This window comes from Shewanella carassii (assembly GCF_002777975.1).
Lineage (GTDB): Bacteria > Pseudomonadota > Gammaproteobacteria > Enterobacterales > Shewanellaceae > Shewanella > Shewanella carassii.
The window spans coordinates 22,570-35,815 of sequence record NZ_NGVS01000028.1 but is presented as its reverse complement, the minus strand read 5'-3'; the positions used below and the strand labels follow the sequence as shown (position 1 = coordinate 35,815).

15 protein-coding genes are annotated in these 13,246 nt (G+C 54.2%); 9 read left to right on the top strand and 6 right to left on the bottom strand.

The features are described from left to right. Window positions 1–51 precede the first annotated feature (51 nt). Window positions 52–600: an HPP family protein gene (locus CBE72_RS13495; RefSeq protein ID WP_162206685.1), complete on the top strand. Its 549-nt coding sequence runs from the start codon at window positions 52–54 to the stop codon at window positions 598–600. On the opposite strand, the gene CBE72_RS13490 is transcribed toward CBE72_RS13495, so the two are convergent. Then, window positions 587–1,897 (bottom strand): short-chain fatty acid transporter, encoded by a 1,311-nt coding sequence (locus CBE72_RS13490; RefSeq protein WP_100144140.1) that lies wholly within the window; start codon window positions 1,895–1,897, stop codon window positions 587–589. The genes CBE72_RS13495 and CBE72_RS13490 overlap by 14 nt on opposite strands. Before the next feature lie 455 nt (window positions 1,898–2,352). Here CBE72_RS13490 and CBE72_RS13485 point away from each other — a divergent pair, with 455 nt between their 5' ends. Beyond that, a complete protein-coding gene (locus CBE72_RS13485; RefSeq protein WP_100144138.1) occupies window positions 2,353–2,823 on the top strand; it encodes a BamJ family beta-barrel-assembly machinery protein in 471 nt (156 codons plus the stop codon). Window positions 2,824–2,878: 55 nt separating this feature from the next. Here the strand turns inward: CBE72_RS13485 and CBE72_RS13480 are convergent, their stop codons facing one another. Beyond that, window positions 2,879–4,096, bottom strand: coding sequence for a M24 family metallopeptidase (locus CBE72_RS13480; protein ID WP_100144136.1), 1,218 nt, complete (start codon window positions 4,094–4,096; stop codon window positions 2,879–2,881). A 133-nt stretch (window positions 4,097–4,229) separates the two neighbouring features. On the opposite strand from CBE72_RS13480, the gene CBE72_RS13475 reads away from it, so the two are divergent. Continuing rightward, entirely contained in the window at window positions 4,230–4,550 is a 321-nt protein-coding gene (locus CBE72_RS13475; protein ID WP_100144134.1) for a hypothetical protein, read from the top strand. A 31-nt stretch (window positions 4,551–4,581) separates the two neighbouring features. On the opposite strand, the gene CBE72_RS13470 is transcribed toward CBE72_RS13475, so the two are convergent. Together CBE72_RS13470 and CBE72_RS13465 are read right to left on the bottom strand one after the other, a co-directional pair. Then, complete coding sequence (locus CBE72_RS13470) at window positions 4,582–5,358, bottom strand: ROK family protein (protein WP_100144132.1); 777 nt, start codon at window positions 5,356–5,358, stop codon at window positions 4,582–4,584. Between the two features lie 84 nt (window positions 5,359–5,442). Further along, on the bottom strand, window positions 5,443–6,477 hold the full coding sequence (locus CBE72_RS13465) for an MFS transporter (protein ID WP_308419689.1): 1,035 nt from the start codon (window positions 6,475–6,477) through the stop codon (window positions 5,443–5,445). 272 nt (window positions 6,478–6,749) lie between these two features. Between CBE72_RS13465 and CBE72_RS13460 the strand changes: the two genes are divergently transcribed. The 5 genes from CBE72_RS13460 to lipA all read left to right on the top strand — a co-directional run bounded on the left by CBE72_RS13460 (window position 6,750) and on the right by lipA (window position 11,121). Further along, window positions 6,750–7,013, top strand: coding sequence for a hypothetical protein (locus CBE72_RS13460; RefSeq protein WP_100144130.1), 264 nt, complete (start codon window positions 6,750–6,752; stop codon window positions 7,011–7,013). Window positions 7,014–7,155: 142 nt separating this feature from the next. Beyond that, on the top strand, window positions 7,156–8,964 hold the full coding sequence (locus CBE72_RS13455; RefSeq protein ID WP_100144128.1) for an aminopeptidase P family protein: 1,809 nt from the start codon (window positions 7,156–7,158) through the stop codon (window positions 8,962–8,964). 135 nt (window positions 8,965–9,099) lie between these two features. After that, the gene (gene ybeD / locus CBE72_RS13450) at window positions 9,100–9,366 is read left to right on the top strand and encodes a DUF493 family protein YbeD (protein ID WP_028781166.1); all 267 of its coding nucleotides are present in this window, start codon (window positions 9,100–9,102) and stop codon (window positions 9,364–9,366) included. Window positions 9,367–9,503: 137 nt separating this feature from the next. Beyond that, the gene (gene lipB / locus CBE72_RS13445) at window positions 9,504–10,163 is read left to right on the top strand and encodes a lipoyl(octanoyl) transferase LipB (protein WP_025009862.1); all 660 of its coding nucleotides are present in this window, start codon (window positions 9,504–9,506) and stop codon (window positions 10,161–10,163) included. After that, the gene (gene lipA / locus CBE72_RS13440) at window positions 10,156–11,121 is read left to right on the top strand and encodes a lipoyl synthase (protein ID WP_025009861.1); all 966 of its coding nucleotides are present in this window, start codon (window positions 10,156–10,158) and stop codon (window positions 11,119–11,121) included. The genes lipB and lipA overlap by 8 nt, the downstream gene beginning before the upstream one ends. A gap of 148 nt (window positions 11,122–11,269) precedes the next feature. Here lipA and rimI read toward each other — a convergent pair whose 3' ends face one another. Together rimI and CBE72_RS13430 are read right to left on the bottom strand one after the other, a co-directional pair. Beyond that, window positions 11,270–11,728 carry a ribosomal protein S18-alanine N-acetyltransferase gene (gene rimI / locus CBE72_RS13435; protein WP_229672020.1) on the bottom strand — a complete coding sequence of 153 codons (459 nt, stop codon included), beginning with the start codon at window positions 11,726–11,728 and terminating at the stop codon, window positions 11,270–11,272. Continuing rightward, a complete protein-coding gene (locus CBE72_RS13430) occupies window positions 11,725–12,060 on the bottom strand; it encodes a DNA polymerase III subunit psi (RefSeq protein ID WP_100144126.1) in 336 nt (111 codons plus the stop codon). Before CBE72_RS13430 ends, rimI begins: the two co-directional genes overlap by 4 nt. 278 nt (window positions 12,061–12,338) lie before the next feature. On the opposite strand from CBE72_RS13430, the gene dpsA reads away from it, so the two are divergent. Continuing rightward, on the top strand, window positions 12,339–12,809 hold the full coding sequence (gene dpsA, locus CBE72_RS13425; protein WP_100144124.1) for a DNA starvation/stationary phase protection protein DpsA: 471 nt from the start codon (window positions 12,339–12,341) through the stop codon (window positions 12,807–12,809). The last annotated feature ends 437 nt before the right edge of the window (window positions 12,810–13,246 follow it).

Genomic DNA, 13,246 nt, shown 5'->3' with positions numbered 1-13,246 from the left:
AGACCGATTGTTCTACCAAGCAAAAATGCTGACAACCAAAGGAAAACAGATATGGACAACACACCGCCCCTGACCGCAACACCTGCTGCAAAAAACACAGCCCAAGCGGCGACAAACCGTTGGCAGGCTGCCGCCTGGGCCACACTGGGCGCCGGAAGCTGTATTGGATTACTGGCGGGATTACAGGAGATGCTGACGCAGAACCTGAGCTGGAGTCTGCTGCTGATGGCACCATTCGGCGCCACTATGGTGTTGCTCTACGCCCTACCCCAAAGCCCGCTGGCGCAGCCGAAAAACATCTTCTTCGGCCATCTGCTCACCTGCGCTCTGGGCCTCTTGTTATTGCACACCTTGGGAGTGTCGCCGCTGACACTGGGGCTGGGAACCGGCCTGGGTGTCGGCCTGATGATGCTGACCAACACCACACATCCACCGGCCGGCGCCAACCCCTTGCTGGTAATGCTGGCCGGGGCCGACTGGCAGTTTTTGCTAACCCCTGTGGTTTCGGGGTTGCTGCTGATCCTCGCTTTCGGTTGGGCCTATCACAAGAGCCTGTATATCAAGGGGATCAGCAAGCATAGCTGGCCTAAAACCAGCTGAGGGCAACACTTATCACCACGCCGGTGATCAGCAGCTGCATCAGACAAAAACCCATGATATCCCGGGCCTTGAGCCCGGCAATGGCCAGCACAGGCAGCGCCCAGAAAGGCTGGATCAAGTTGGTCCAGGCATCCCCCCAGGCCACCGCCATGGCGACCCTGGCGACATCGGCGCCAAGAGCCTCGGCGGCCGGCAACATGATAGGTGCCTGTACCGCCCACTGGCCGCCACCGGATGGCACGAAGATATTCACCACCCCGGCGCTGATAAAGCTCCAGAATGGCAGTGACTCGGCGCTGGCAATGGCAACAAAACCCGAAGAGATACTCTGTGCCAACCCGGACTGTACCATCACCGCCATGATGCCGGCGTAGAAGGGAAACTGGATCACTATCCCGGCGCCGCCCTTAATCGCCTCATTGAGACTGACCAGCAGACTGCGCGGCGTCTGGTGCAGGGTTATCGCCAGGAACAGAAACAGGAAGTTGACTATGTTGAGGTTAAGACTGCCCCCCTGAACAAAGAACCAATACCCCAGATACCCGAGACCACACAGGCCCACCAGGATCCCGAGTATCCGGCTGTTCTCCAGATAGTCGGCCGGGCGTTTGTTCTCACTCTGAGTCGGCGCAGCATCCTCGAGCAGCGCAGGATCGACTATCACTGACTCTTTGTCATCCGGCAGCATAAAGCGATTGACCAGCGGCATTATGATAAACAGCAAGGCAAGTAGCAGCAGATTAAAGCCGGCAAAAATAGTTTCCGAGGTAGGAATAATGCCTATCTGCGCCTCGGCAAAGTGTCCTGGTGTGGCCACTGTCAAGGGCACCGAGCCCGCCAAGCCGCCATGCCAGACCACAAAGCCCGAATAGGCGCTAGCCACCAGCAAACGGTAATCCACCTTGACCCGGCGCGCCAACGCCTTGGCAAACAGGGCACCAACCACCAAACCGAACCCCCAGTTAAGCCAACTGGCCGCCAAGGAGACCAAGGTCACCAGTATGATAGCCTGCGGCGCGCTGCGGGCCAGGGACGCTGTGGCATCCAGCAACTTCTTCACCGGCGGCGAGCTGGCCAGCATAAAACCGGCCACCAACACCAGCAACATCTGCATCGAGAAACTAAGCAGGTTCCAAAAACCGCTGCCCCAATAACCCAGCACTTCTACCGGTGTCTTTTGCTGGCCGAGCATGGCGGCAGCAAACACCAATAGAGTAAGCAGGAGCACGAAGATATAGGGATCGGGCAGATACTTATCCACCAGCTTGACCAGTGGCCGGGAGGCGCGATTGAGCATAGGGGTTTCCTTGAGTCTTATTATGATTATTCTGCGGAGAGCTGATTTAGCTTTCACTTTTTTATCAATAGCCTACACAAGTCTGCCCGAGGGATAAAGCCCGACAAAAGTACACTATAACCCTAAGGAAGGTGCGAATAAGTCCTCGTAGCACTCTGGCTTGCACAGCAATTGGCGTTCAAGGCATCTGACTGAAGGCATGCCGGGGCCTGTCGAAGTCGGATAACGCAGAGAGCCGGTTGCTGTGAAAGCCCCGAAGGGCGTGGCTTACAGGCCTGCCTGCTGTGTTGTGCTTCTTGCAAAGGACTAGGGCCATTTGCTGCGAACCACGCCTTGCATCCAAGCCCGTAAGCCGACGCAGAGTACACATGGGACTTGTTCGCACCTTCCCTTAGCTGTAAATGCCGCAGTCCAACTGCTAAGATAGCGCCACCTTCAGGATAGAGGATCCCCAAATGAGAATGTTGCTTGCCGTGGTGGTTATCGCCGCAGTTATTTTTTACTTTTTCACCACCATGAATGGCCAAAAACTGGCAAAAGAGAATATTGCCAAGGGCGAGGTATTTCTTGAGGCCAATAAGCATAAAGAGGGTGTGGTCACCACAGACTCGGGGCTGCAGTATCAGTTACTGCACAAGGGGCAAGGCCAGGCTCATCCGGGTCCCAAGGATAAGGTGACAGTGCACTACCATGGCACCCTGATTGACGGCACAGTGTTTGACAGCTCGGTCGATCGCGGTGAGCCCATCGCCTTTCCACTCAATCAGGTGATCAAGGGCTGGACCGAAGGGGTTCAGTTGATGACAGAAGGCGATAAGATGCGCTTCTTTATACCCAGCAGCCTGGGCTACGGCAATCGCTCTGCCGGCTCCATCCCGCCGGGTTCGGTACTGATTTTTGATGTGGAATTGCTCAAGATCAACTAACAATCCCCAACAACAAACCCGGCCAAAGCCGGGTTTGTTGTTTCAGTAACGGCTGTTAACCCTGCGCGAAGGGATCGTCAATCGACTTGGCCGGCTCGGTAAACCAGCGTGGCCCCTCTGCCGTCATATAGAAGTGGTCTTCATGGCGAACGCCGAACTCGCCGGGCACACAAAGCATGGGCTCATTGGAAAAACACATACCAACGGCCAGTGAGGTGTTGTCACCATCAACCAGGTAGGGCCACTCATGAATATCCAGGCCTATGCCGTGGCCCGTTCTATGGGGCAGTCCCGGCAGTTGATATCCGGGCCCGAAACCGGCCGCTTCCAACACGGCTCTGGCCGCCTTGTCGACACCACTGCAGGGCGCACCTAAAGCCGCCGCTTCAAAACCGGCCCGCTGCGCTGCCTGCTCGAGCGCCCACAATTGCCGCTGCCGCTCGCTTGGCGTACCAAATACGTAGGTGCGGGTAATATCCGAGTTGTAACCATGCAACTGACAGCCTGTGTCTATCAACACAGTGTCGCCCGGCTCCAGCGTCTTGGGCGACTTGACCCCATGGGGATAGGCACTGTCCTCACCAAAGAGCACTATGCAGAAATAGGAGCCACTGGCCCCCACGGCTCTATGGGCCTTGTCGATAAAATCTTCCACCTCGGCGGTACTGATCCCCGGGCGTAATATTCTGGCGGCGGCCTTGTGCACTTCGAGCGTCATATCCATAGCCCGCTGAATCAGCCTCAGCTCGGCGGCCGATTTATGCATTCGCAGTTGGGCGCTAATCTTGGCGCCGTTGACAAAGGCAAGCTCGGGGCAAGCCTCACGCAGGCCATCAAACAAAAAGAAAGGGGCAGATTCATCTATGGCCAGAACGGCGCCCGCACGCAGACAGCCCATGCGCTCAAGCACATTGCGGCACAGCGCATAGGGACTCTGGTGCTCATGCCAGCTGTTAACCCGTCCAGGCTGCAACATAAAGCCTTTGAGGGTGTCGAGCTCAAATGCCGGCGCCAGGTATTCCAACTCACCACGACAGGGCAAAATCGCCCCTACCATACGCTCACTGGCATACCAACGCAGGCCGGAGAAATAGTAGAGATTGGTGCCGGCATTGAGATAGAGGGCATCTATCCCCAACTCTTGCATCAGCGCCTGGGCATTTTGTTGCCTGGTTTTGAATTCGGCGACGTCCACCGCTGTGACATCCCGGGTCATATCCACCAGCTTTGCCAACTCCTGCTCCGGGGTTGAGCCGCCAACGCCTATGCTCATCGACTTCTCCTATTAGGTTATTATTCTGCTCGAGATTTTTAGCATATTGTATACAAGCTTGGAAGCAGCAAACGAAATTGCCAACTTCCGGCGACCGCTGATATGCTGCTTGCGCCAAACGCGGGAGTACAACATGCAGGATCTTGCCAACTATATTCTGGCCATAGAAGGACAAACAAGCAGCGCCGAACTGTTGGAGTCGGTGCAAATTCACACCACGGACGATGAAGGTTTGTGGCAATATCAATTTGCCGATGGCGCCATCATAGAAAAACAGCAGGAGCTGGAACAGGAGCCAAGCCAGTCCAATATCGGCGAGCTTTGTGAAGATAACTGGACCCGTTATCGAGTGTTGAAAGGAAACGATATCAATCCAAAACAAAAAGCCTTCAGCAACCTGTGCCAACGGGCCTTCTGGTTGAAGATGCGTCAGGCCTGCCAAGAACCGGCTTGACGGGGGATGTCTCCCCCCTTGAGCCAGAGTATCAGGCCTGTTGCATCAGCATTACTTGCAGACCGCGGCAAACCAAGGTCTCCATATCATCGACCCGACTTATCTGACACTGACTGACAGTGGCTGGAACCGCCAAGTCTTTAACACCACTGACGCAGCCTTTGTAATAGTCGGCATTGGCCAACATACTACCGGCGAGCCAGAGTTTTTGCGGATTGAGCAGGTTAACCGCCCAGGCAATGCCCATCCCCAGATAAGCCCCGGCGCGATAGAGTTCTACCGGGTTACGCAAGCGTCGACGCCGCACCGACTCGCCGCTGGCCAACTGTTCGAGACTGAATTCCCCCGACTCCGTCATTACCCGGCAAGCGCCAAGCTCACCGCCCAGACCGTTGGCACCGCTGAACACCCGGCCGTTGAGCGCCAGTGACATACCGATCCCTGTACCACACATCACCAAGAGTTCACACTGGTGTTTGACGCTGGCAATGGCGTGCAGACCGGCGTGGATATCATTGCTGATGGCCACCAGTTCACCACGGCTACTGAGCTTTTCCGGGTTGAGTCCTACCAGCGCTGGCAAAGCTCGGCAGGATATCAGTTGGTTGTCTCGCACCATGCCGGGGAAGGCCAGTGCCAGACGATAGTTTGTAAGCCCATAATCAGATTCAAGTTCAGCCAATTGCCGATTGAGATCTGCTATGGTGAAACTCTCTCCGGTGGGGATTTTATATTGTTCTGTTGTTTCCCCTTGCCGCAGCTGAAACAGCGCGGTTTCAGTCCCCACTTCGATCGTTAATGTCGACATCAATAAACCCCTTTATACCGTACCGCCAGAGGCGGTGGACGGCCTAAGATGTTAGCACAGTGCTGTCGGCATCGCACCTAATCATCAAGGTTCTGTTATTTGTAACGTCTTGCTTTTACTTAACTTCCACCATGCTATCAGGATAAGTTGGGTCGCAATGACGGGAATACAGATCACCAGCAGCAATTGCCAGCCGAGCTGATAGATGACCCAGCCAGCCCCCAGAGACGCCAACGCCTGAGAGCCAAATACCAGAGAATCGTTGAAAGACTGCACAGTGAATCTCTCTTCGGGGCGATAACAACCAGGCAGCAACGAAGTGCCGGCAACAAACAGAAAATTCCAACCCACACCCAACATCACCAGCGCACTCCAATAGTTGAGCAGGTCACGCCCCGCCAGTGCCAGAGCCAAGGTCAGGCAGTAAAGCGCCAGCCCGGCCAACATGATACGGGTGTGACCCAAGCGGGCTATCAGGTAACCACTTATCAGCGAGGGCAGATACATGGCAATCACATGGCTCTGGATCACCCACTTGGTATCCTCAAGGCTGTGATGCTCTATGTGATGCATATGTACCGGGGTCGCCGTCATGATAAAACTCATCAAGGCGTAGCCTATAACTGCAGCGCCGCAGGCAACCCAGAGTCGGCTTTGACGCAAAATAACCGACAATGGCCGAATATCCATACGCTCAACCTTGGAGGCTTTGAGTACCGGGCCGTCATCTTGATAAAACAGCAGGCAGACCAGCGCCAGCACACCGACCAGAGTCACCATCAAAAAGGCCCCAGAGTATGTTACCGGCAAAATATCCTTGGCCAGCAAGGCCAGTTCTGGCCCGAGGAAGGCGGCGAGCAAACCACCAAGCAACACCCGGCTGGCTGCCTTGGCAGACAGAGTCGGCGCCACTGACTCCATGGCGGCAAACCGGTATTGCTGAATAATGGCACCACCGCATCCGAGCAGCAGACCGCTGGCACAAAATCCCCAGAACTGAGCATACCAAACACTAAGCGCCGCCATAACACCCGCCACACTGGTCAGCAGGGCGCCACCGATAAATACCCGCCGCCGCCCCAAACGTTGCATCAAGATATTGATGGGCACAATCGCCACAGCGACTCCGACAACCAATCATGGCGATAGGCAGTGTCGACAGCGAGGGAACCGGGCTCAGCTCTGCCCCTATGATGCCTCCGAGCAATACCATGATAGGTGTGGCACTCATGGCAAAGGCCTGCGCCAACATCAACACCCAAACATTTAGCGGCATAAAGGCATCCTTGAATAAAAATCGAGACAGATAAAAACCTTGAACAGGCCAACAAACACACATAGAGTTAACCTAAGTCAATCAGTTTTAACATTTTCATTCAAGGAAGAACACTGTGGGAAAACAAAACTGTATCAGAGTGCTACTGTTGACCTTGCTTCTGGGCATGGGGGCAGGCTGCAGCAATCAGCCTTACTCCCCTTCTCAGGATCTCTATGACAACGTGGCCGACAATGTCGAGCAGCGCAATGAAAAGCAGGTGCGGGATCAACAACCAAGCGATGACAGAGTACGCAGTGAAGATGTCAGTAAAGGCGTAATGGCAACTCTGGTTAGCTCCTTTCTGGTGGGAATAGCGACTCTGTTTGGCAGCAATTGACTTGGGCCCGCTTTACAGCTGCCACAAGGATTTCCTCATGCAAGCCCTTGCGAAGCGACTTCAGGGCTTGCCATAATCCGCTATCACTCATAAAGACAAGGTCGGTCAAGAAGTAGCCAAGCCGACCATCAGCGGAGCCCCTATGTTGCAATCACAATCCCCCAAGAGCCCCCATATCGCATTACGGCTTAATGCCGTGCGCAGCGAAATGGCCAAACACCAACTCGATGCCTTTATCCAGCCCCGTGCCGACGAATATCTCGGCGAGTATGTGCCAGCGCACAACGAGCGTTTGCATTGGCTGACCGACTTTACCGGCTCGGCGGGGATGGCGATTGTGATGAAGGACAGCGCCGCCATTTTTACTGATGGCCGCTACACGGTGCAGGTGAGGCAACAGGTGGACTCGACCCTGTTCAGTTATGAGAGCCTGACAGATATGCCCCAGGCACAATGGTTGGCAGAAAAGCTGCCGGCCGGTTGCCGTATTGGCTACGATCCCAGGTTGCATACCCTGGCTTGGCAGCAGGATGCCGAAGCCACGCTGAGCAAGGCGGGTATGACATTGGTGGCGCTTGACAACAACCCGGTAGATTTGCACTGGCAAGGCAGACCCGTGCCGGAAAACAAGCCCATTATCCTCTTCAATGCCGAGTCTGCCGGCAAGAGCAGCGAACAGAAGCGCAGTGAAATCGGCGCCCTGGTAAAAAAGGCCGGTGCCGATGTCGCGCTGATAGCGGCGCTGGACTCCTTCTGCTGGTTACTCAATATCCGCGGTCAAGACGTGCCCAGGTTGCCCGTGGTACTGGGCTGTGCCCTGCTGGAAGCCAATGGTGAGATGACACTGTTTACCGAGCTTGCCAAGTTACCCCAGGGGATTGAAGCTCACGTAGGGGCCGGTGTCAGCTTCCGCGCCGAGGCGGAACTCGCCGAAGCGCTGCAAGCGCTTGAAGGCAGAAAACTTTTAGCCGATCCCAATAATGCCAACGCCTTCAGCCAATTACAGGCCAAAGCCGCTGGCGCCAAACTGATCGCCGGACTCGATCCTGTGGCACTGCCCAAGGCCTGTAAAAACAGTGCCGAACTGCAGGGAATGCGCGCCAGTCATATCCGTGACGGCGTTGCCGTGAGCCGTTTTCTGGCTTGGCTGGATGCCGAAGTGGCTGCTGGCCGCCTCTACGATGAGGGCACTCTGGCAGATAAGCTCGAGAGCTATCGCCTTGAGGATCCCCTCTACCGCGAGCCAAGCTTTGACACTATCTCCGCCACCGGCGGCAATGCAGCCATGTGCCACTATAACCATCTCAACGGCACTCCGGCCATGATGGAGATGAACAGCATCTATCTGGTGGACTCTGGCGCCCAGTACTTGGACGGCACCACAGACGTTACCCGCACCATAGCCATAGGTGAAGTCAGCGCCGAGCAGAAGAAAATGGTGACCTTGGTGCTCAAGGGGCATATCGCCCTGGATCAGGCCCGCTTCCCGCGGGGCACTACGGGGCAACAACTGGATGCCTTCGCCCGTCAATACTTATGGCAGCACGGTTTTGACTACGACCACGGCACGGGCCATGGTGTTGGCCACTTCCTCAGCGTTCATGAAGGCCCACAAAGAATAGGCAAGAACCTCAATGCCATCCCCTTGCTGCCCGGAATGGTGCTTTCCAACGAGCCCGGCTATTACCGGGCAGATGCCTTCGGTATCCGTCTGGAAAACCTGGTGGAAGTACGCCCCTGTGAAGCACTCAAAGGGGCCGAACGGGAGATATTCGAGTTCGACGCTCTGACTCTGATCCCTATGGATAAACGCTTGATAGACAAGAGTCTGCTTACTGAAGCTGAGCTCAATTGGTTCAATAACTATCACAGCCGCGTTTATCAGACCCTGTCACCGCTGATGAGTGGCGAATCACTGGCCTGGCTCGAACAGGCTACCTCGCCGCTGTAACGCCCAAGGGCGCCGTCAATGGCCGGCGCCCTTTGTCAAACTCTCTATGCTATTCGCGAGAAGATCCGCCCCTTGAATTGGGATATAATAGCCGCCATATAGCCGTTATTATTTTGCCATGAGAATCTCAATCCCATGATAAGTACCACCTTTGATCAGTATCTGGAGTTTCCAACCTCCTTCCCATTTAAAGTGGTTGGCGATGCCAGCGATACCCTGGCCGACCGCGTAGTCGAAGTCGTCCAGAAGCACGCCCCCGGCGATTACAGCCCCACCACCAAGGCCTCCAGCAAAGGCACCTATATCTCGGTGACTATAAATGTGAGAGTGACCAGCAAGGAACATATCGAAACCTTGTACACTGAACTTGCCGCTATTGAAGGCGTTCGCCGGGTACTCTGATACCTGGCACTCGGCAGAGAAAGTGTGATCTGGATTACATTTTCCCTGCCAAAGCGTATAATACCTGCCGGTATCAGAGAGTGAGCACAGCTTGATACTGATTGCTATCATCTCAAATAGAGGGGGAGACGTTGCCCTTGCCAGACAATACATTGCATATCCGCCACTTGGGTAACATGGATTATGAGACTGTATGGCATGCCATGCAGCACTATACCGACACCCGTGACGAACATAGCCCAGATGAACTCTGGCTGGTGGAACATCCACCGGTTTTCACCCAAGGCCAGGCCGGTAAGAGCGAGCACCTGCTCAACACCGGAGATATCCCGGTGATCCAGGTGGATCGCGGTGGTCAGGTAACTTACCATGGCCCGGGGCAATTGGTCGCCTACCCTCTTATCAATATCAAACGGCGCAAGCTTGGGGTAAGACAGCTGGTTACCGACATAGAACAAAGCCTGGTGGAGCTGCTCAAGCGCTTCGATATTCCGGCCTATGCCAAGGCCGATGCGCCGGGTGTCTATGTCGAGGAGCGTAAAATAGCCTCTTTGGGGTTGAGGATCCGTAAGGGATGCTCATTCCACGGCTTGGCGCTGAATGTCGACATGGATCTCGCCCCTTTTCGTCGTATCAACCCCTGTGGTTATGCCGGACTCGAAATGGCCCAGTGCAAAGCACTCGGTGGCCCCCAGAGTGTCGAGGAGGCAGGCCAACACCTGATTGAAACTTTTAGCCAGCGTTTGGGCTATGAGCAAACAGTGCATCACCAAGGATTAGCAGAGTCATATGAATAGGCCAGAAAGATTACAGCCCGGCGTGAAATTGCGGGACGCCGAAAAGGTCGCCCGTATCCCGGTCAAAGTTGTGCCATCAGAGCGCGACACCATGCTGCGCAAGCCCGATTGGCTGCGGGTTAAGTTGCCATCTTCCAATCAGCGGATCCTGGATATCAAACAGGCACTGCGTAAAAATGGCTTGCACTCAGTGTGTGAAGAAGCCTCCTGTCCAAACCTGGCCGAGTGCTTCAACCATGGTACAGCCACCTTTATGATCCTCGGCGCCATCTGTACCCGGCGTTGTCCCTTCTGTGACGTAGCCCATGGCCGCCCACTCAAGCCTGACGCCGAGGAGCCTCTCAAGCTGGCACAGACCATCAAGGATATGAAGCTCAAGTATGTGGTGATCACCTCTGTGGATCGTGACGATCTGCGTGACGGCGGCGCCCAGCACTTCGCCGACTGTATCCGTGAGATCCGCAAACTCAACCCTGAGATCAAGATAGAGATATTGGTGCCTGACTTCCGCGGCCGTATCGATCAGGCGCTGGATATTCTGGCGACCGAGCCACCGGATGTATTCAACCACAACCTGGAAACGGCTCCGGCTCACTATCGCAAGGCCCGTCCCGGTGCCAACTATCAGTGGTCACTGGATCTGCTCAAACGCTTTAAAGAGCGTCATCCGGATATCCCGACTAAATCGGGGATCATGCTCGGACTCGGTGAAAGCAATGAAGAGATTGAACAGGTGCTCAGAGATCTGCGCGCTCACAATGTCAACATGCTGACTCTGGGCCAGTATCTGCAGCCATCCAAATTCCACTTGCCGGTGGAGCGTTACGTGACTCCCAAGGAGTTTGACGACTTCCACAACCTGGCAACCGAACTTGGCTTTACCCACGCCGCCTGTGGCCCGCTGGTTCGCTCAAGCTACCATGCCGACCTTCAGGCCCAGGGGAAAGAGGTCAAATAGACCAAGCCCAAGCACCTAAAAAAACAGCGCCCACAGGCGCTGTTTTTCTATTTATGGGCACAATTTAAAGCTTTAGGGTTAGCGGCAAAAGCTCTGACATAACAGCCTCTAGCCATATTAGCCGGGATGCTCTAAGAGCCAAGGAGAGCTAAGAGGCGTGAAGAGACAACTCCATCAGCAGAGCATCTTCCCGGCCCTCTTTAGCCTGATAGTAATCGGCCCTGGAGCCGGTCTCAATAAAGCCCAGGCGCCGATACAAGGCGATAGCGGCGGCATTACCCACCCTGACTTCCAGCAATAATCTCTCCACACCAGTCTCTTTAAGCAGCTCGATTGCCGCCTGTAATAATTGCCGCCCCAACCCCTGACCTTGTGCGGCAGGAGCGATACAGATATTCATCAGGGTCGCTTCCTCGAACAAGACCTGCAGCAAGCAAAAGCCTTGAAGCTCCGGTCCTAGATATAACCCCAGAGCCCGGTAAAAACGGCCAAAGCAACTGCCCAGAGTCGCCTCACTCCAGGGAAACTCATGGGCCAGTTGTTCAATTTTCATCATCTCGTCGAGGTCATCGGCCTCCAAGGCTCTGATTGCAATAACCTCTGTCACTTCGCCTCCAACCTGTGCCAAATCTGTTGCCATAGGGCGCGCTTGCCCTCGCTGCCTGACATCAATTGCGCCGGCTGCGATGAATGCAGCCAAGCCCCTTCAACAGGCTCTGGGAACATATTCCATATCACCTCTTGCCCAGCCACAGGCCGATTACCGACGTTGCACTGCCCGGCCTCCAGTCCCAATAACGCCAACACCTTGAGCACCAGAGGATGTTGCAATACGCTCTCATCAGCATCAGGCACCAACAGCATGAAAGGCACCTGGGAGGGAGAGTCTTGTCTACTGCGCCACAGCTCTATTCCCATGGCGTGCAAATATTTATTCATGGTGATTGCGCTCCGCTTTAACGCAGTTTGAAAATGTCGCCCAAAACCCATAGCGAGGGACGAACAAGAAGGGCAAAAATGACTGAAAGAAACCCACAACAAAGCTTCCAAGTTAAGCGCTTCAGAATACCAGCTTGCTCAGCAACTGTCTGTGACCTGAGAGCAAATCCCCTGGCAATCCACTCAAACAAAATCGATTGCAGACATCTATTTTATCCACTTTAACTAATTAGCTTCCGGAGTAATATAGAAAACAGATCATTTACGGAGGTTATATTATGAATATCAATATCGGGATCAACCAAGCCGATCGCCTGGAAATAGCCAACGGTTTGAATCGCTTACTTGCTGACACCTACAGCCTTTATCTCAAAACCCACAGCTTCCACTGGAACGTGACAGGTCCCATGTTCACCAGCCTACACCAACTGTTTGAAGAACAGTACACCGAATTGGCTGCCGCGGTGGATATCATAGCAGAGCGGGTCAGAGCCCTGGGTGAAAGAGCCTTGGGCTCCTACAGCGCCTACGCCGCTCAGACCGAAATCAAAGAAGACTCAGGTATCACAGATGCCAAACAGATGCTTGAGGAACTGCTGGAAGGCCAGGAGATCATTATTCGCAACGCCCGGGCACTCTACCCTCTGGTGAACCAGGCCAATGACGAAGCAACGGCAGATCTGCTGACCCAGCGTATTCAGCTGCATGAAAAGACCGCCTGGATGCTTCGCAGCTTGTTAGTGCAGTAATCTGGCATCACTTTGATACGGCGTTCAGAAACGGCATGAATTAGCGGCTAATGCTGAAACAAACTGAGTATTGAACCTATACGGCTTACGCATATTGCGTGAGCCGTTATCTTATTTAGCACCGGGCAGGGTTTAACCCTGTAACAGTAGTTTTAAAGATGTAGGCATACTGACAGTGCTAGATGGAAAATAAACGGGTCCATATCGACCTCAAGCACTTTATGATATCTACAAAAGGAAAACGGCCCGCATATTACTATGCAGGCCGTCTGGAATGTGGCAGGGGTGGCAGGACTCGAACCCGCAACCGTCGGTTTTGGAGTGAGTTATTTAAATCATAAAAATCAATTGGATAAGATTTTCCTTAGAAAATTAAACTAGAAAAAACATCGAATAAACACATGATTTTTAATGTTTTAAATTGCTAATTTCTAACT